This window comes from Hydrogenophaga sp., assembly GCF_041913525.1.
GTDB lineage: Bacteria > Pseudomonadota > Gammaproteobacteria > Burkholderiales > Burkholderiaceae_C > Hydrogenophaga.
The window spans coordinates 273,199-290,966 of the sequence record NZ_JAYSFD010000002.1; the positions used below are offsets into that span (position 1 = coordinate 273,199).

At 67.8% G+C, this 17,768-nt stretch carries 13 protein-coding genes; 10 read left to right on the plus strand and 3 right to left on the minus strand.

Annotation, left to right across the window (positions count from 1 at the left end; all coding sequences use genetic code 11):
- Positions 1-124: 124 nt before the first annotated feature.
- Genes dusB through purH form a run of 3 tightly spaced genes read left to right on the plus strand, consistent with a single transcriptional unit; the run spans position 125 to position 2,993 of the window.
- Positions 125-1,147, plus strand: a complete 1,023-nt coding sequence (gene dusB, locus ACE3RQ_RS04115) for a tRNA dihydrouridine synthase DusB (protein ID WP_374520193.1) — start codon at positions 125-127, stop codon at positions 1,145-1,147.
- On the plus strand, positions 1,144-1,380 hold the full coding sequence (locus ACE3RQ_RS04120; RefSeq protein ID WP_374520195.1) for a helix-turn-helix domain-containing protein: 237 nt from the start codon (positions 1,144-1,146) through the stop codon (positions 1,378-1,380). The genes dusB and ACE3RQ_RS04120 overlap by 4 nt, the downstream gene beginning before the upstream one ends.
- Before the next feature lie 26 nt (positions 1,381-1,406).
- On the plus strand, positions 1,407-2,993 hold the full coding sequence (gene purH, locus ACE3RQ_RS04125) for a bifunctional phosphoribosylaminoimidazolecarboxamide formyltransferase/IMP cyclohydrolase (protein ID WP_374520197.1): 1,587 nt from the start codon (positions 1,407-1,409) through the stop codon (positions 2,991-2,993).
- A gap of 212 nt (positions 2,994-3,205) precedes the next feature.
- Here the strand turns inward: purH and hemL are convergent, their stop codons facing one another.
- Together hemL and ACE3RQ_RS04135 are read right to left on the minus strand one after the other, a co-directional pair.
- Positions 3,206-4,504 carry a glutamate-1-semialdehyde 2,1-aminomutase gene (gene hemL / locus ACE3RQ_RS04130; RefSeq protein ID WP_374520199.1) on the minus strand — a complete coding sequence of 433 codons (1,299 nt, stop codon included), beginning with the start codon at positions 4,502-4,504 and terminating at the stop codon, positions 3,206-3,208.
- A gap of 17 nt (positions 4,505-4,521) precedes the next feature.
- Positions 4,522-5,451 (minus strand): hydroxymethylpyrimidine/phosphomethylpyrimidine kinase, encoded by a 930-nt coding sequence (locus ACE3RQ_RS04135; protein WP_374520201.1) that lies wholly within the window; start codon positions 5,449-5,451, stop codon positions 4,522-4,524.
- 149 nt (positions 5,452-5,600) lie between these two features.
- Here ACE3RQ_RS04135 and ACE3RQ_RS04140 point away from each other — a divergent pair, with 149 nt between their 5' ends.
- From ACE3RQ_RS04140 to ACE3RQ_RS04165, 6 genes are all read left to right on the plus strand, one after another.
- The gene (locus ACE3RQ_RS04140) at positions 5,601-5,774 is read left to right on the plus strand and encodes a rubredoxin (protein ID WP_374520203.1); all 174 of its coding nucleotides are present in this window, start codon (positions 5,601-5,603) and stop codon (positions 5,772-5,774) included.
- Positions 5,775-5,864: 90 nt separating this feature from the next.
- Positions 5,865-6,266 (plus strand): PleD family two-component system response regulator, encoded by a 402-nt coding sequence (locus ACE3RQ_RS04145; protein WP_374520527.1) that lies wholly within the window; start codon positions 5,865-5,867, stop codon positions 6,264-6,266.
- Positions 6,263-6,664 (plus strand): response regulator transcription factor, encoded by a 402-nt coding sequence (locus tag ACE3RQ_RS04150; protein WP_374520205.1) that lies wholly within the window; start codon positions 6,263-6,265, stop codon positions 6,662-6,664. The genes ACE3RQ_RS04145 and ACE3RQ_RS04150 overlap by 4 nt, the downstream gene beginning before the upstream one ends.
- A 25-nt stretch (positions 6,665-6,689) precedes the next feature.
- Entirely contained in the window at positions 6,690-7,226 is a 537-nt protein-coding gene (locus tag ACE3RQ_RS04155; protein WP_374520207.1) for a chemotaxis protein CheW, read from the plus strand.
- 54 nt (positions 7,227-7,280) lie between these two features.
- Complete coding sequence (locus tag ACE3RQ_RS04160) at positions 7,281-9,527, plus strand: methyl-accepting chemotaxis protein (RefSeq protein WP_374520209.1); 2,247 nt, start codon at positions 7,281-7,283, stop codon at positions 9,525-9,527.
- Positions 9,528-9,566: 39 nt separating this feature from the next.
- Complete coding sequence (locus ACE3RQ_RS04165; protein WP_374520211.1) at positions 9,567-15,569, plus strand: Hpt domain-containing protein; 6,003 nt, start codon at positions 9,567-9,569, stop codon at positions 15,567-15,569.
- 57 nt (positions 15,570-15,626) lie between these two features.
- Here the strand turns inward: ACE3RQ_RS04165 and ACE3RQ_RS04170 are convergent, their stop codons facing one another.
- The gene (locus ACE3RQ_RS04170; protein WP_374520213.1) at positions 15,627-17,102 is read right to left on the minus strand and encodes a deoxyribodipyrimidine photo-lyase; all 1,476 of its coding nucleotides are present in this window, start codon (positions 17,100-17,102) and stop codon (positions 15,627-15,629) included.
- Positions 17,103-17,179: 77 nt separating this feature from the next.
- Here ACE3RQ_RS04170 and ACE3RQ_RS04175 point away from each other — a divergent pair, with 77 nt between their 5' ends.
- Positions 17,180-17,767, plus strand: coding sequence for a YqgE/AlgH family protein (locus tag ACE3RQ_RS04175; RefSeq protein WP_374520214.1), 588 nt, complete (start codon positions 17,180-17,182; stop codon positions 17,765-17,767).
- Position 17,768 lies beyond the last annotated feature (1 nt).

Consider the following 17,768-nt stretch of genomic DNA (forward strand, 5'->3'; position numbering starts at 1 on the left):
GTCCGGCGTCGGATCGTCGGCATCCCGCCTGCTGAAAAAACAGGCAGATACAATGCGCAACCTTCGCGCCGGGCATCCACTGCCCAGCCGGCGCCAACCCACCCAGCCGAATTCTCCCACCGCCATGCAGCTCGGGGCCTTTACCCTGCCCAATGCCCTTTTCGTCGCGCCCATGGCTGGCGTGACGGACCGGCCATTCCGCAAGCTCTGCAAGCGCCTGGGCGCGGGCTACGCGGTGAGCGAGATGGTGACCAGCCGGCCCGATCTGCAAGACAGCCTGAAAACCTCGCGCCGCGCCAACCACGAGGGCGAGGCCGCCCCGATCTCGGTGCAGATCGCCGGCACCGACGCCGAGATGATGGCCGACGCCGCGCGCTACAACATCGACCGCGGCGCGCAGATCATCGACATCAACATGGGCTGCCCGGCCAAGAAGGTCTGCAACAAGTGGGCCGGCTCGGCCCTCATGCAAGACGAGGCGCTGGCCATCGGCATCGTCGAGGCGGTGGTGGCGGCCTGTGCCCCACACGGCGTGCCGGTGACGCTGAAGATGCGCACGGGCTGGTGCCAGTCGGTGCGCAACGCGCCCACGCTGGCCCTGGCGGCCGAATCGGCTGGCGTGCAGATGCTCACCGTGCACGGCCGCACCCGCGAGCAAGGCTACAAAGGCCAGGCCGAGCACGACACCGTGGCCCACATCAAGAGCCGCCTGCGCATTCCGGTGGTGGCCAATGGCGACATCGACAGCCCCGAGCGCGCCGCCGAGGTGCTGCGCCACACCGGGGCCGACGCCATCATGATCGGCCGCGCCGCCCAGGGCCGGCCCTGGATCTTCCGCGAGATCGCCCACTACCTCGCCACCGGCGAGCACCTGCCCCCGCCCGACCTGGCCGAGGTGAAGGTGTGGCTGCTCGACCACCTGCACGACCACTACGACCTGTACGGCGAGTACACCGGCGTGCGCAGCGCCCGCAAGCACCTGGGCTGGTACGCCCGCTCGCTGCCGGTGAACCCCACCGATGCCGCTGCCTTCCGTGAGCGCATCAACGCCACCACCACCATCGACGAACAACTGCGCGTGGTGTCCGACAGCCTGGACGCCTGGCGCGACTGCCCCGCCCCCCATCCCTGGAAATTGGCCGCATGAACCAGAACAACCTGCACGACTGTGTCCGCGCCAGCATGGAGAGTTTCTTCCGCGACCTCGACGGCACCGAACCCGCCAACCTGCACGACATGCTGGTGAAGGCGGTGGAGCGGCCCTTGCTGGAAGTGGTGATGGAGCAGGCCCAGCACAACCAGTCGCGCGCCGCGATCTGGCTGGGCCTGAACCGCAACACCCTGCGCAAGAAATTGCTCGAGCACAAGCTCATCGACTGATTCTTCAACCTCACCTCACCGCCCCTATGCGAGCACTCATCTCCGTCTCCGACAAGACCGGCATCGTCGAATTCGCCCAGGCCCTGCACGGCCTTGGCGTCAAGCTCATCTCCACGGGCGGTACCGCCAAGCTGCTGGCCGACCAGGGCCTGCCGGTCACCGAGGTGGCCGAGGTCACTGGCTTCCCCGAAATGCTCGACGGCCGCGTCAAGACCCTGCACCCCAAGGTGCACGGCGGCCTGCTGGCCCGCCGCGACCTGCCCGAGCACATGGCCGCGCTGAACGAGCACGGCATCGACACCATTGACCTGCTCATCGTCAACCTCTACCCCTTCGAGGCCACCGTGGCCAAGCCCGGCTGCACGCTGGCCGACGCCATTGAGAACATCGATATCGGTGGCCCGGCCATGGTGCGCAGCGCCGCCAAGAACTGGAAGGACGTGGGCGTCATCACCTCGGCCGACCAGTACGCAGCCGTGTTGGCCGAGTTGAAGGCGGGCGGCAAGCTGTCCGACAAGCTGCGCTTCGCGCTGTCGGTGGCCGCGTTCAACCGCATCGCGCAGTACGACGGCGCGATCAGCGACTACCTCTCGTCCATCACGTTCGAGGCAGAGAAGCTGTCTGAGTCCTACGTGCCCCAGCGTGCGCTGTTCCCCGGCCAGAGCAACGGCATTTTCACCAAGGTGCAGGACCTGCGCTACGGCGAGAACAGCCACCAGCAGGCCGCGCTGTACCGCGACCTGGATCCGGCGCCCGGCTCGCTGGTCACCGGCGTGCAACTGCAGGGCAAGGAGCTGAGCTACAACAACATCGCCGACGCCGACGCCGCCTGGGAATGCGTCAAGAGCTTCGAGGCCCCGGCCTGCGTGATCGTCAAGCACGCCAACCCCTGCGGCGTGGCCGTGGGCGCCAACCCCTTCGAGGCCTACAGCAAGGCCTTCCAGACCGACCCCACCAGCGCCTTCGGCGGCATCATCGCTTTCAACCGCCCGGTGGACAAAGCCGCCGCCGAGGCCGTGAGCAAGCAGTTCGTCGAGGTGCTGATGGCCCCCGACTTCAGCGCCGAGGCGCTGGAGGTGTTCAAGGCCAAGGTGAACGTGCGCCTGATGAAGATCGCCCTGCCGGCCAATTACGGCAGCGTGCGCAACGCCCTGGAAACCAAGCGCGTGGGCTCGGGCCTGCTGCTGCAAAGCGCCGACAACCACGAGCTGCAACTGGCCGAGCTGAAGGTGGTCACGGTGAAGCAGCCCACCCCCGAAGAGCTGAACGACCTGCTGTTCGCCTGGAAGGTGGCCAAGTTCGTCAAGAGCAACGCCATCGTCTTCTGCAAGAACGGCATGACCATGGGCGTGGGCGCTGGCCAGATGAGCCGCCTCGACTCGGCCCGCATCGCCAGCATCAAGGCCGAGGCCGCCAAGCTGAGCCTGCAGAACACCGTGGTAGCCAGCGACGCCTTCTTCCCCTTCCGCGACGGTCTGGACGTGGTGGTGGACGCGGGTGCCACCTGCGTGGCCCAGCCCGGCGGCTCGATGCGCGACCAGGAAGTGATCGACGCTGCCAATGAGCGTGGCGTGGCGATGGTGTTCACCGGCGTGCGCCACTTCCGCCATTGATTGGCCCACCCCCGCGCCGCACCTGCGGTGCGTCACCCCCTCAAGGGGGCGTCACCTGCGGCCCGGCAAAGCCGGTTCCGCGGTGACACTGGGTGCAGGCACCTCGCGCCACCGCATGGCCCACCTGGCGCGAGGTCGTCGCGCGAAAGCCCAAGCCCAAAACAAAAACGGCCGGAGAAAACCCCAGCCGTTCGAGCCCAGCGAGAGACCGATCAGGCCAGTTGCTTGAACACCTCGCGCGCCGCCGCCACGGTGGTGGCGATGTCCTCATCGGTGTGAGCCGCGCTCACGAAGCCGGCCTCGTACAGCGCGGGCGCGATGTAGATGCCCCGGTCCAGCAGGCCGTGGAACAGGGTGTTGAACTTCGAGCCGTCGGTCTTCATCACGGTGGCGTAGTTCTGCGGCAATTCCGGCATCAGGAAGAAGCCGAACATGCCGCCTTCGCTGTCGGTGCTAAAGGGCACGCCTTCGGCCGTGGCGGCGGCTTTCAGGCCATCCACCAGTGAGCGGGTCTTGGCCGACAAGGCCTCGAAGAAGCCGGGCTTCTGAATTTCTTTCAGCGTGGCCAGGCCGCAGGCCGTGGCCACCGGGTTGCCGCTGAGCGTGCCGGCCTGGTACACCGGGCCCAGGGGCGCGAGCTGCTCCATCACCGCGCGCTTGCCACCAAAGGCCGCCAGCGGCATGCCGCCGCCGATCACCTTGCCCATCACCGTCATGTCGGGCTCGAAGCCCGGGATCAGCCGGGCGTACACGCCCTGCGCGCTGCCCAGCCCCACGCGGAAGCCGGTCATCACCTCGTCGAACACGAACAGCGCGCCGTGCTGCGTGCACAGCTCGCGAATGCGCTTCACGAAGGGCACGCTGGCGCGCACGAAGTTCATGTTGCCGGCGATGGGTTCGATCATCACGCAGGCAATGTCAGCGCCGTGCTCGGCAAAAGCGGCCTCGATTTGCTCGACGTTGTTGTACTCAAGCACCAGGGTGTGCTGCACCACTTCGGGCGGCACGCCCGCGCTGGTGGGGTTGCCAAAGGTGGCCAGCCCAGAGCCGGCCTTCACCAGCAGCGAATCGGCGTGGCCGTGGTAGCAGCCCTCGAACTTGATGATGGTCTTGCGGCCGGTGGCGCCGCGCGCCAGCCGGATGGCGCTCATGCCCGCCTCGGTGCCCGAGCTCACCAGGCGCACCATCTCCAGGCTGGGCACCAGGTCGATGATGGCCTGAGCCAGCTCCACCTCGCGCTCGGTGGGGGCACCGAACGAGAAGCCATCCAGCAGTGCCTTTTGCACCGCCTCGACCACGGCGGGGTGGCCGTGGCCCAGGATCATGGGGCCCCAGGAGCCGATGTAGTCGATGTAGCGCTGGCCGTTGGCGTCCCAGAAATAGGCGCCCTGGGCACGCTGCACGAAGCGAGGGGTGCCGCCCACCGCGCGGAACGCGCGCACGGGCGAGTTCACGCCGCCGGGAATCACGGTCTTGGCGCGGTCGAACAGAAGCTGGTTGCGGTCGGTCATGGGAAATGGGAAAGAAATCAATGCCGGGTGGTGTCCAGCGGGAAATGGTCGGAATCGAGCGTGCTGTCGGGGCTGTCGCCCGCGTCTTCAGCGGCCGCGTCGTCGGCTTCGTCGTGGGCCCAGAACAGGCGGTCGGGCACGGCGTGGCCCATGCCGGGCTGAAAGCCCGCGTCCAGGCACTGGTCCAGGTAGGTGAGCGCCTCGGCGCAAGCACCCTGCAGATCAATGCCCGAGGCCAGCAGGGCGCACAGCGCCGCCGAGAGCGTGTCGCCCGCGCCACTGAAGGTGGCCTCGAAGCGCTCATAGCGGGCGGTGGCCAGCACCGTCTCAGGCGATGCCAGGTGGCTTTCGATGAACTGGTCGGCCGCGTTGAAGCCGGTGACCAGGGTGTAGGGCACGCCGTGTTGAGCCGCGGCTTGGGCCACCTCGCGCGCCAGCGGCGGGCGGTCTGCCTCCCAGTCGGGCAGCAACCAGCGGCACAGGGTGCTGTGGTTGCCCACCAGCACCGTGGTCTGGGGCAGCACCAGGTCGGCAAAGGCGTCGAGGTAGGTCTCGATGTCCACCTCGTTCCACCACGACAGGTCGGGCATGTAGGCGATGACCGGCACCTCGGCGTAATCGGAGGTGATCTCGGCGATGGCGCTCAGGGTCTCGGGGCTGCCCGCGAAGCCCACCTTGATGGCGTGCACCGGAATGTCTTCCAGGGCGCAACGCGCCTGTTCGGCCACGGCGTCTTCGTCGAAGGCGAAGAAGTCGCGCACTTCCGAGGTGTCACGAACGTAGGTGCCCGTCACCACCGACAGCACATGGGCCGATGCACTGGACATGGCGGTGAGGTCTGCCGACAGGCCGCCCGCCCCGCTGGGGTCGTTGGCATTGAAGGTCATCACGCAGGGCAGGGAGGCTGGTGACGATGGCGGGGAATTCAGGTCAATCGGGTCGGACATGGGGGCTTACCAGGGCGGGGCGTTGTGATCGCGTCACCCGGGTCGTCCGTACACCCGGAAAAGACGGCCGTGCATCGGGGAATCCGGGCCGGAGAGCGTCTGAGGGGGCTCGATACAATGATTGGATTCTACGATAAGGACCTGTTGACATGAGTGAAAGCAAGACTTGGATGTGCCTGATCTGCGGCTGGATCTACGACGAAGCCGCCGGCGCCCCCGATCACGGAATTGCACCGGGAACCAAGTGGGAAGATGTGCCGATGAACTGGACCTGCCCGGAGTGCGGGGCTCGAAAAGAAGACTTCGAGATGGTCCAGATCTGATCTGGTGGGGGCGCTTGGCCCCCCAGGCGGCGCAGGCGCCCCGCCTTGGCTCATGTCCGTGTTCCATTCCCCGAAGCGAGGAGCCCGAGAATCGTGAGCAATGCAACCGGATTGAAAGTTCTGGTCGTTGACGACAGCAACACCATCCGGCGTAGTGCGGAGATCTTCCTCAAGCAGGGGGGGCACGAGGTGCTGCTGGCCGAGGATGGGTTTGAAGCCCTGGCCAAGATCAACGACACACCGCCTGACCTGATCTTCTGCGACATCCTGATGCCGCGGCTGGATGGCTACCAGACCTGCGCCATCATCAAGCGCAACCCTCGCTTCGCCCCCATTCCCGTGGTGATGTTGTCCTCCAAAGACGGCGTGTTCGACAAGGCACGCGGCCGCATGGTGGGCTCCCAGGACTACCTCACCAAACCCTTCACCAAAGACCAACTGCTCACGGCCGTGCAGCAGATCGCCAGCAACCTCTCCGGAGCCCTGTCATGACCTCCCTGGCCAAGACCATCAAGAAGGTTCTTGTCGTCGACGATTCCGAAACCGAGCGCGAAAGCCTGCGCGGCATGCTCAGCAGCCGAGGCTACGAAGTGGTCACCGCCAAGGACGCGCAAGACGCTTTTGCCCAGATGGAGCGCGCGCGTCCCGACCTCGTGCTGATGGACGTGGTCATGCCTGGCCAGAACGGCTTTCAGGCCACCCGAGCCATCGCCCGCAGCGAGCAGTACAGCGACATCCCGGTGATCATGTGCACCAGCAAAAGCCAGGAGACCGACCGGGTCTGGGGCATGCGCCAGGGCGCACGCGACTACGTGACCAAGCCCGTGAACGCTGACGAGTTGATTTCCAAGATTCAGGCCATCGCCGCGGGCGACGTGGCCAAGCCCTGAGCGGCCGGTTCGGTTCAGCGAACCCATGGCCAAACGTCAGTCGCTCAAGGAACTGCAGGAACGCCTGGCGCAACGCCTCACCGCCGCGCGCAGCGAAGGGGTGACGGCCAGCTGGCTGGCGGTGGAGGTGGGCGGCCAGCGTTGCCTGCTTCCCCTGGTGCAGTCCGGCGAGATCTTTCCCTGGACACCTGTCCAACCCGTGCCCTACACCCGTCCGTGGTATGTGGGCGTGGCCAACCTGCGCGGCGGCCTGTTTGGCGTGATTGATCTGGCCGCATTGCTGAACGCCAGCGCCGGCCCAGCCACTTCTGTGGCCGATCGCGTCACGTCCGAATCCCGCCTGGTGAGCTTGCACACAGCGCTCGGCGTCAACGCTGTGCTATGGGTGGACCGGCTGCTGGGCCTTCGCAGTGGCGCCGCCTTCGCGCGCGTGGACGACGCGCCGGCCCAGGCACCCCGGTGGGTCACCCGTGTGCTGGTCGATGCACAGGGCGATGCCTGGCAAGAGTTGGATGTGCAGGCGCTCGTGAACGATCCCGCTTTTCTCGCCATCGCCGCCTGACCGGGCGGGCGAAGGTGTTGTTTCGATTTTGTTTTCCGTTGGAAGGTTGCCCACATGGCCATGCTTGATCGATTCCAAGGGCTGTTCAAAAAGAAGACCGCTGACGACGCCGACCTGCCGTCGGTGTTCGACCAGGAGGTCGCTGCCTTGGCTGCTGAGCGGCTGGCGCCCCTGCCGGGCGAATTGGCAGACAACTCAGTCGTGGGAGAGGATGGCGAGCCTTTGGGCCAAGACGCCCAGATCACCATTCCGCTGCTGGGCCGGCGCCCGGCCGAACAGCACCAGCGCACGCTGGCCGTTTTGCTGGCCTTTGGCCTGGTGGTGCTGGGTGCGGTCACCTTCTTCATGCTGAGCCAGACCGAGAAGATCGGCCAGCAAGTGGCCACCACAGGCCAGGCCCTGATGCAGTCGCAACGCTTGGCCAAGAGCGTGTCGCAGGCCCTGGTGGGCAACGCCTCGGCCTTCCCCGAGGTGCGCGACAGCGCCGATGTGCTGGCGCGCAGCGTGCGCGCGCTCAAGCGTGGCGATGCCGACCTGTCGGTGGCGGCCTTGGGCCCGGAATACGGGGCCGATCTCGACACCCTGCTGCCCAAGATCGACGCCGCCGAGGCCGCCGCGGGCGTGGTGATGTCGCAGCAGGCCATCCTGACCCAGGTGGGGCAGGCCCTGCGCACGATCAACCGGCAATCGTCCGACCTGCTGGAAATCGCCGAGACCGTGTCTTCGCTCAAGCTGCAGCAAAACGCGTCGCCCACCGAAATTTCCGCGGCCGGTCAACTGGTGATGCTGACGCAGCGCATCGGCAAGTCGGCCAACGAGTTCCTCACGCTCGAAGGCGTGAGCCCCGAGGCGGTGTTCTTGCTGGGCAAAGACCTGAACACCTTCAAGGAAATCGCCGAGGGCCTGCTGAAGGGCAACCCTGAACTGCGGCTGTCGCCCGCCAGCGACGCGCAGACCCGGGAACGCCTGGGCGCTCTGCTCAAACTCTACGAAGAAACCCGCACCGAAGCCGGCGCCATCCTGGGCAACCTGCAGGGCCTGGTCTCTGCTCGCGAGGCACAAGCCGGCATCGTGAGCGACAGTGAGCCGGTGCGCCTGGCCCTGCAGAAGGTGCAGCAAGACCTGTCGGCCCGCTCGGGACTGGGGGGTGGCGAGTTTGCCGCACTGGCCCTGGCGGCGCTGTTTGCGCTGGTCTGTGCGGGCGGTCTGGCCTATGTGCAGCTGCAAGACAGCCGCCAGCGCCAGCTGATCGCCGAATCTCAGCGGCTCGCCGCTGAGGCGCAAGAGCAAGACGCTAAGCGCATCAACGACGCCAACCAGGCCGCCATTCTTCGCCTGATGAACGAACTGCAGACGGTGGCCGAAGGCGACCTCACGCAGGAAGCCACCGTGACCGAAGACATCACTGGCGCCATCGCCGACTCGGTGAACTACACCGTGGAGGAATTGCGCTCACTGGTGGGCAACGTGCAGGCCACGGCCACCCGGGTGGCGCAAACCACGTCGGCGGTGGAGAGCACCTCCACCGAGCTGCTGGCCGCCTCCACCGAACAGCTGCGCGAGATTCGCGAAACCGGCCAGTCGGTGCTGGACATGGCGCAGCGCATCAACCAGGTGTCGGGTCAGGCACAAGAGTCTGCCCTGGTGGCCCGCGCCTCGCTGCAAGCCGCCGAGTCGGGCCTGCAGGCCGTGCAAGACGCCATCGGTGGCATGAACGCCATTCGCGACCAGATTCAGGAAACCTCCAAGCGCATCAAGCGCCTGGGCGAGTCGTCGCAAGAGATTGGCGAAATCACCGAGCTGATTTCCGACATTACCGAACAGACCAACGTGCTGGCCCTGAACGCCGCCATCCAGGCCGCCTCTGCCGGTGAAGCCGGCCGAGGGTTCTCGGTGGTGGCCGAAGAAGTGCAGCGGCTGGCCGAACGCTCGGCCGATGCCACGCGTCAGATCGCGGCGCTGGTGAAGGCCATTCAGACCGACACGCAAGACGCGGTGGCCGCCATGGAGCGCTCCACCCAAGGCGTGGTGGAAGGGGCCAAGCTGTCGGACAACGCCGGTGCGGCCCTCACCGAGATTGACCGCGTGTCGCGTCGCCTGGCCGACCTGATTGAGCAGATCTCGGCGTCTGCCTCGCGCGAGGCCGATTCGGCCAACGAGGTGGCCGGCAACATCCAGCACATCTTCGCCGTGACCGAACAGACCGGTGAGGGCACGCGCTCCACCGCCCAGCAGGTGCGAGAGCTGTCGGCCATGGCCGAGGAGCTTCGCCAGTCGGTGGCCCGATTCAAGATTGCCTGACCCGCTCGCGCCGCCTGAGAGCCCAACCGCCGGATCAACATGCTCGACCACGTGAACGACTCCCACCCGCAGGACAAGCCCGTTGCCGACATCGGGCCGCTGGCCTGGGTGTTCGACGAGCTGCGCAAGTCGCTCGATTCGGCCAACAAGGCCATCCGGCGGTTTCTCCGCGAGACCGAACAGTCGCGCGACCACGACCTGGAGGCAGTAGACCCCAACGCCCTGCGCCTGGCGCGCCAGCAGCTCCACCAGGCGGTGGGCGCCCTGGAAATGGTGGGCCTGGTGGCCCCTGCCCAGGTGCTGAGGGCCATGGAAGCGGCGGTGCAGCGTTTCGTGCAACGCCCTGCCACCTGCACCGACGACGCCGCCTCGCGGGTTGAGCGCGCCAGCTTTGCGCTCATTGATTACCTGGAGGCTGTGCTCAACCACAAGCCGGTGCACCCGGTGGCGCTGTTCGCGCAGTACCGCGATGTGCAGGAGGTGGCCGCAGCCGAACGCATTCACCCCGCCGACCTCTGGCACTTTGACGATCGCGGGCGCGACCTGCCCCCACCGGCCGGCGCCAACGCCCTGGCCCCCAGCGGCAACCTGCGGGCCATGTTCGACAAGCTGGTGCTGTTGCTGGTCAAGACCGACAGCCAGGCCGCCGCCCAGCAGCTTGTGCGGCTGAGCGCCGGCGTGGCCGCGGGAGAACTGCCCCCGCGCGCCGTCACCTTCTGGTGCGTGGCCTCGGCCTTCTTCGAGGCCCTGGCCACCCGCCGCCTGGTGGCGGACGTGTACACCAAACGAGCGGTGTCGCGGGTGCTGCTGCAATACAACGCCCTGTCGCAGCCCCAGCAGCAGGTGTCTGAGGCGCTGCTGCACGACCTGCTGTTCTTCTGTGCCCAGGCCGTGGCCAAGGGTGCGGCGGCCGCTCCCCAGCTGGATGCGGTGCGCGCGGCCTTCGGCCTTGAAGGACAGGCGTCGGTCGATTACCACCAGGCCACCCTGGGCCGCTTTGACCCGGCCCTGCTGGTGCAGGCCCGCAAGCGCATCGGCGCGGCCAAAGAGGCTTGGTCGCTCTTCACGTCGGGCGACGTGGCCCGTGCCCGGCAGGTGGTGGACCACTTCGCCCTCATCACCGAGTCTCTGCTCAAGCTGCATCCCGCCAGCACCTCGCTGGCCCAGGCCTTGGTGCGTGCGGCCGATCAGGCGGTGCACGACACCTCGGGCGTGGGGCCTGAACTGGCCATGGAAGTGGCCACCACCACCCTGTTTCTGGAAGCCGCGTTCGAGGACTTCGACCCCACCGACACCGTGCTCACCGAGCGCACGCAGGCCCTGGCCGAACGCCTGGATGCAGTGCGTGGCGGAGCCGCCGCACAGCCGCTGGAGCCTTGGATGGAGGAGCTCTACCGCCGGGTGAGCGACCGCCAGACCATGGGCAGCGTGGTGGGGGAACTCAAGGTCTCGCTGGCCGATGTGGAGAAGTCGCTGGACCAGTTCTTCCGCGACCCGCAGGAAAAGCTGGGCCTCAATGCGGCGGTGTCCCAGTTGGCCCAGATGCGAGGCGTGTTGTCGGTGCTGGGCATCGAGCCCGCCGTGCAGACCGTGGTGCGCATGCGTTCCGTGGTCGAGCAGATCATGGAAACCGAGGTGGACGAGGTCAAGGCCCGCGAGGCGGGCACCTTCCAGCACCTGGGCAACAACCTCAGTGCACTCAGTTTTCTGGTGGACATGCTCCACTACCAGCCCTCCCTGGCCAAGCGCCTGTTCGTGTTCGACGAGGACGAGGGCGAGCTCAAGCCGCTCATGGGCCGCAACGCCCGTGCCGCCGATCCGTCGCCGGCGCAGGTCGAGGCGCAGGCCATCACCCAGGGCGTGAGCCAGGTGATGGATGGGGTGCAGGGCCAGGCGGACCTGGCGCAACTCAGCCAGCAACTGGGCCACCTGGCCGACCAGGCCTCGCTCGCCGACCAACCCGAGGTGGCCCGCGCCGCGCGCGAGGCAGCCCAGGCCGTGGCCGTGGACCCGCAGGCCGGTGCGCAGGCCCTGGTGCAGTTGGCGCAAACTACGCCCCCGGCGCCCGAGCCCATTGCCGCCCCGGTCGATGAAGACGACGACGATTCGAGTCTGCTCGACATCTTCCTTGAAGAGGCACGAGAGGTCGTCACCAACGGCCTGGAGGCCGTTGGCCAGTTGCGCCACGCGCCCTCCGATCTGGGCAACCTCACCTCGCTGCGCCGTGCCTTCCACACCCTAAAGGGCAGTTCGCGCATGGTGGACCTCACCGAGTTCGGCGAGGCGGCCTGGGCCATGGAGCAGGCGCTGAACGCCGCACTGGCCGAGCAACGCCCAGCCGAAGCGGGCTTGCTTGACCTCTCCGCTGAGGCCCTCTCGGCCTTTGGTCGGTGGGTGGAGGACGTGGCCGGCGACAGCGCCCATGGCTGGACGTCTCAGCCCTTCCGCGCCAGCGCCGACGCCTGGCGCCTGCGCAATGAGCGGCTGCCCCTGGCGATCGGCGATACCGCTGCTGCGCCAGAGCCTGCGGCGCCCACGCTGGCCCCGGTCAGCGAACCGGCTGCTGCCCCCGAGCCAGCGCCTTTGGACACGTCGGCACTGGCGCCCGAGCTGGATCTCGACTTCGGTCTTGAGCTGGACGCTGGCGATGCACCGGCGTCCGAGCCAGCCGATGTGCCCGCCACCGATCTGGTGGTGGACGAAGCGCCACTCGGCCTGGACTTCGATCTCGATTTCGGCGATGCCAGTGCCCCGGTGGCCGTGCCCGGCGAGGCGCCCGCCCCGTCTCCTTCCCCCGCGTTCGCCGAGCTGCCGCAGATCGAAGACATCGATTTCGGTACCCTGGCGTCGCTGTCTGATGAGCCGCCTCCCCCCGAGTCGGCGACCACTGTCGACGAACCCCCTGCGCCCGCGGCAGACGAGGTGGTGGAGCTGGACGCCAGTGCCTGGCCAGAGAGCGCGATCGAGACCCTCGACGTCGAGGCGCTGCCAGCGCTTGACGCCCAGGCCGTGCCAGAACCCGAGCAGGCGGCAGAGGTCGAGCCGGAGCCCGAGGCAACATTGACGCCAGCCACCGAGCCGGTGGTGCCGCCCTCAGACGTCGCCGAGTCGGTCGCGCCGGTCGCGCCGCTCGCTCCTTTTGAGCTGCCCGACGAGCAGACCCGCGTGATCGGTTCCCTGCGCATCGGTCTGCGTCTGTACAACGTGTACCTGAACGAGGCCGATGAGTGGTCGCGTCGCTTGAACACGATGCTCACCGAGTGGGCATTGGAGGTGCACGAACCCATCCCAAGCGATGCCGAGGCCTTGGCCCATTCCCTGGCGGGCGCATCGGCCACGGTGGGCTTCCAGTCGCTCTCGACGCTGGCGCGCGCGCTGGAGCACGCCTTGGGCACGGTGGGCGTTCACCAGCAGACGGGACAGGCCGCCACCAAGGCGCAAGCCAAGCTCTTCGTCGATGTGTCGGAAGACATTCGCCGCCTGCTGCACCAGTTCGCGGCCGGCTTCTTGAAAGAGGTCCAGCCCGAGCTGCTGCAGGCACTGCACGACGTGGTGCACGCGCCAGCCCCGGCCGAGCCAGAGTGGACACCCGAGGAACCCGAGGCGTTGCCCGAGCCTGCTGCCGCCATTGAAGTGCCGGATGCCGCCGCCGTCCAGACCGATGTGGCGCTGCAGGTGGTGCACCAGCAAGACATCGACGACGACATCGACGCCGTTGACACCATCGACGTTGACCTCTTCCCGATCTTCGCGGAAGAGGCCCAGGAACTGCTGCCCCAGCTCGCTGGCGCCCTTCGCCAATGGACCGCGCGGCCCGAGAACAGCAGCGCGCGCGCCGAGGTGCTGCGCAGCTTGCACACCCTCAAGGGCAGCGCCCGCCTGGCGGGCGCCCTGCGCCTGGGTGAAATGGCGCACCGCATGGAAACCGACGCCGAGCGTCTGGGCTCCGATGTGCGCCTGAGCAGCGACATTGAGCCGCTGCAACAGGCGTTTGACGCCATCAGCGCGCGCTTCGAGCGCCTGCGTCGGGGCGATTGGCAGGCGGCGGGCGCCGTGCCCAGTGCGCCTGAGCAGGTGCCGGAAGCCGCTGCGGTGCCGCCGGCCGACACCGACGTCGCTTCTCCTGCCGGCCTCACCGGTTTGGTGGTGCCGGCCGCGCCCACGGTGCTGGCGCCCCGCGCCGGCGCGGCGGTGCGCGTGCGCCCCGAGCTGCTGGACCGCCTGGTCAACCAGGCCGGCGAGGTCATCATCAACCGCTCGCGCCTGGAGGCCGAGGTGGCCACCATGCGCAGTTCGCTGCGCGACCTCACCGGCAACCTCGACCGCCTGCGTCAGCAACTGCGCGACATTGAATTGCAGGCCGAGACCCAGATGCAGTCGCGCCTGGCCCAGGCCCGCGATGCCGACCAGAGCTTCGACCCGCTGGAGTTCGACCGCTTCACCCGCGTGCAGGAACTCACCCGCATGATGGCCGAGTCGGTGAACGACGTGGCCACTGTGCAGCGCAACCTGCAGCGCACGGTGGAGGCGGCCGAAGACAGCCTGGTGGCCCAGGCCCGCCAGACCCGCGAATTGCAGCGCGACCTGCTGCGCACCCGCATGGTGGAATTTGAGGGCATCGCCGAGCGCCTGTACCGCGTGGTGCGGCAGGCCTCCAAGGAGACCGGCAAGCAGGTGCGCCTGGACATCGTGGGCGGCCACATTGAAATGGACCGCGGCATCCTTGACCGCATGACCGCTGCCTTCGAGCATCTGCTGCGCAACGGCGTGGTGCACGGCATTGAGTCGCCCGAGGCGCGACTGGCCCAGGGCAAGCCGGCAGAAGGCCGCATTGAGGTTCGCCTGAGCCAGGCGCTCAACGACGTCTCGGTGGCCTTTGCTGACGATGGTGCCGGCCTTGACCTGCAGCGCCTGCACGAAAAAGGCCTAGCCGCCGGCCTGATTGATGCCAACGTGTCGCCCAACGACCCTCGCGTGGCCCAACTCGTGTTCGAGGCGGGCATCAGCACGGCCAAGGAAGTGTCCGAGCTGGCCGGTCGCGGCATCGGCATGGACGTGGTGCGCAGCGAGGTGGTGGCCTTGGGTGGCCGGGTCGAGACGGCGTCCACGCCGGGCCAGGGCACCGAGTTCACCCTGGTGCTGCCGCTGACCACCGCCGTCACCCAGGTGGTGATGCTGCGCGCCGGTGCGCTCACTGTGGGCGTGCCCTCCAACCTGGTGGAATTGGTGCGCCGCGTGTCGGCCGACGAATTGGCCGCCGCCTACGCCAGTGGGCACCTGCGCTTTGGCGACGAAGACCTGCCCTTCTTCTGGGCGGGTGCACTCCTGCAGTCGTCGGCGCGCTCCACCGAACCGCAGGGCCGCACCTTGCCGGTGGTGATTTTCCGCAGCGCTTCGCAGCGCGTGGCCCTGCACGTGGACGAGGTGCTGGGCAACCAGGAAGTGGTGGTCAAGAACCTGGGGCCTCAGCTCCAGCGCTTGCCGGGCCTGGCGGGCATGTCGGTGCTGGCTTCGGGTGCGGTGGCCCTGATTTACAACCCGGTGGCGCTGGCCTCGGTGTACGGCCCGCAGGTGGCGGGCTGGGTGGCTCGCCAGCAGACCGAAGGCCAGGCGGCTTTGGCCGCCGCCGGGAATGCGCTGCCCGCGGTGCCGGTGGCCAGCGTGCCCCTGGTGCTGGTGGTGGACGATTCCATCACCGTGCGCCGCGTCACGCAGCGCCTGCTGCAGCGCGAGGGCTACCGCGTGGCGCTGGCGGCCGATGGCCTGCAGGCCCTGGAGCGCTTGCAGGCCGAGCGGCCGGCCGTGGTGTTGTCCGACATCGAGATGCCGCGCATGGACGGCTTTGACCTGGTGCGCAACATCCGCAACGACGCGCGCCTGCAGGGCCTGCCGGTGATCATGATCACCTCGCGCATCGCCGAGAAACACCGCGAACACGCCCGCGAACTGGGCGTGGACCACTACCTGGGCAAGCCCTACTCGGAAGACGAATTGCTGGGCCTGGTGGCGCGCTACGCCCACGCCGAGCAGCCGGCCGTCTGATCACCCCGGGGCGGCGCCAGCGATGGCGCTGCCCGGGTGGCGGCGACGGCGCTTCGATCACACCGGCTTTTTCACCACCGCATAACGCAGCAGGGTGCGCTCGCGCGCTTCGGCGTGGTCGACCACCGGGCGTGGGTAGCTGCGCCCCAGTTCCACGCCCGCGGCCTGCAGTTCCAGCGCCGGGGCGGCCCATGGCGCGTGGATGGACCGATCCGACAGGCCCGCCAGCGCCGGCAGGTAACGCCGGATGAACTTGCCCTGTGGGTCGAACTTTTCGCTCTGGTTCACCGGGTTGAAGATGCGGAAATAAGGTTGCGCGTCGCAGCCGCTGGAGCTGGCCCATTGCCAGCCGCCGTTGTTGGCGGCCAGGTCGAAGTCGATCAGGTGCTGGGCGAAATAGCGTTCGCCCCAGCGCCAGTCAATGCCCAGGTCTTTCACCAGGAAGCTGGCCACCACCATGCGCAGGCGGTTGTGCATGTAGCCGGTCTGGTTGATCTGGGCCATGGCCGCGTCCACCAGCGGGTAGCCGGTGCGCCCCTCGCACCAGGCTTGGAACAAGGCCTCGGCGTGTTTGCCGTGCTCGAAGCGGATGGCGTCGTACTCGGGCTTGAACGCGCTCTTCGCCACGTGCGGGAAGTTCGCCAGGATCTGGTGGTAGAAGTCGCGCCAGATCAGCTCCGACAGCCAGGTGCTGGCACCGGCCATGCCCTGCAGGTGCATGGGGTAGGCCAGGCCAGCGGCCTGCCGAATGGACAGCGTGCCAAAGCGCAGGTGCACGCTCAGGTAGCTGGGGCCTTTGACGGCCGGGAAATCGCGCGCCTCGTGGTAACGCTCGATGCGCTGCACAAAGTCGTCCAGCAACTGGTGCGCGCCGCTGGCGCCGGTGGGCAGCGGCAGTTGCGAGAGGTTGGAAGGCTCGAAACCGATGTCGGCCAGGGTGGGCACCGGCTGGCGCCAGGCCTCGGGGCGGGGCGCCAGCGCGCCCGCGTAGCGCGCCACCGGGTAGGCCTTCAGGTGAAACGGGGTCAGGGCCTTGAGCCAGGCGTTCTTGTAGGGCGTGAAGACGCCATAGGCGTGGCCCGCTTGCGTGAGCACCTCGCGCCGCTCGAAGACCACGTGGTCTTTGTAGCTTCGCAGGGCAACACCGGCGTGCGCCAGGTGGCCCAGCACCTGGGCATCGCGGGCCAGCGCGTCGGGCTCGTCGTCGTGGTTGGTGAACACCGCCTGCACCCCCAGCGATTGCGCCAGCCGGGGAACGGCCTGTGTGGCGTGGCCGTGCAGCACGATCAGCCCCACGTGTTCGTGGCCATGGGCCTGGCCGTGCGCGCGCAACGCCGCGTCCAGCTCGACCAGCGATTCGCGGATGAATTCCACCCGGCGGTCGGCGCGGGGCAGCGGGTCGAGGATGTCGCGGTCGAACACGAACACGCACCACACCCGTCGGCAGCTTTTGAGCGCGTGGTAGAGCGCCGCGTTGTCGTGGGCGCGCAGGTCGCGCCGGAACCACATCAGACCACTGTCGAACTCGCTCATGGGCAGGGAACGGTGAGGGGACGTTGGGGGTGGTGGCCGCCCGAGGGGGCCGGGGTGGGGCCGCTTAAAATTCGGCTATGCCCGCTGATTCTGCCCCCACCAACCTGACCAATCATTTCCTGATTGCGATGCCCGGCCTCAGCGATGAGCTTTTCGGTCGCAGCGTGGTGTTTCTGTGCGAACACAGCGAGCGCGGCGCCTTGGGGCTGGTGATCAACAAGCCCAGCGACCTGATGCTGTCGCAGTTGTTCGACAAGGTCGATCTCTCCCTGGCCCGCGCCGATCTGGCGCGCCAGCCGGTGTTCCATGGTGGGCCAGTGCAGACCGAGCGCGGCTTTGTGCTGCACGAGGCGCTGCCGGGCGAGGGCGAGAAGCTCTATGCCTCCACCATGAGCATTCCCGGCGGCCTGGAGATGACCACCTCGAAAGACGTGCTCGAGGCCATGGCCCAAGGCGGTGGCCCACGCCAGGTGTTCGTCACGCTGGGCTACGCCTCGTGGGGTGGTGGGCAGTTGGAATCGGAGATCGGCGAGAACAGCTGGCTCACGGTGGAAGCCGACCACCGCCTGATTTTCGAGACGCCCGTGGCCGAGCGCTACGACCGCGCCATGGCCCTGCTGGGCCTGCAGTCGTGGATGTTGTCCCCCGACGTGGGGCACGCCTGAG

Excerpts from the sequence above, each read along its gene's own strand:
- dusB (WP_374520193.1), top strand. The coding sequence starts at position 125 with ATGCAGCTCGGGGCCTTTACCCTGCCCAATGCCCTTTTCGTCGCGCCC.
- ACE3RQ_RS04120 (WP_374520195.1), top strand. The coding sequence starts at position 1,144 with ATGAACCAGAACAACCTGCACGACTGTGTCCGCGCCAGCATGGAGAGT.
- purH (WP_374520197.1), top strand. The coding sequence starts at position 1,407 with ATGCGAGCACTCATCTCCGTCTCCGACAAGACCGGCATCGTCGAATTC.
- hemL (WP_374520199.1), bottom strand. The coding sequence starts at position 4,504 with ATGACCGACCGCAACCAGCTTCTGTTCGACCGCGCCAAGACCGTGATT.
- ACE3RQ_RS04135 (WP_374520201.1), bottom strand. The coding sequence starts at position 5,451 with ATGTCCGACCCGATTGACCTGAATTCCCCGCCATCGTCACCAGCCTCC.
- ACE3RQ_RS04140 (WP_374520203.1), top strand. The coding sequence starts at position 5,601 with ATGAGTGAAAGCAAGACTTGGATGTGCCTGATCTGCGGCTGGATCTAC.
- ACE3RQ_RS04150 (WP_374520205.1), top strand. The coding sequence starts at position 6,263 with ATGACCTCCCTGGCCAAGACCATCAAGAAGGTTCTTGTCGTCGACGAT.
- ACE3RQ_RS04155 (WP_374520207.1), top strand. The coding sequence starts at position 6,690 with ATGGCCAAACGTCAGTCGCTCAAGGAACTGCAGGAACGCCTGGCGCAA.
- ACE3RQ_RS04160 (WP_374520209.1), top strand. The coding sequence starts at position 7,281 with ATGGCCATGCTTGATCGATTCCAAGGGCTGTTCAAAAAGAAGACCGCT.
- ACE3RQ_RS04165 (WP_374520211.1), top strand. The coding sequence starts at position 9,567 with ATGCTCGACCACGTGAACGACTCCCACCCGCAGGACAAGCCCGTTGCC.
- ACE3RQ_RS04170 (WP_374520213.1), bottom strand. The coding sequence starts at position 17,102 with ATGAGCGAGTTCGACAGTGGTCTGATGTGGTTCCGGCGCGACCTGCGC.
- ACE3RQ_RS04175 (WP_374520214.1), top strand. The coding sequence starts at position 17,180 with ATGCCCGCTGATTCTGCCCCCACCAACCTGACCAATCATTTCCTGATT.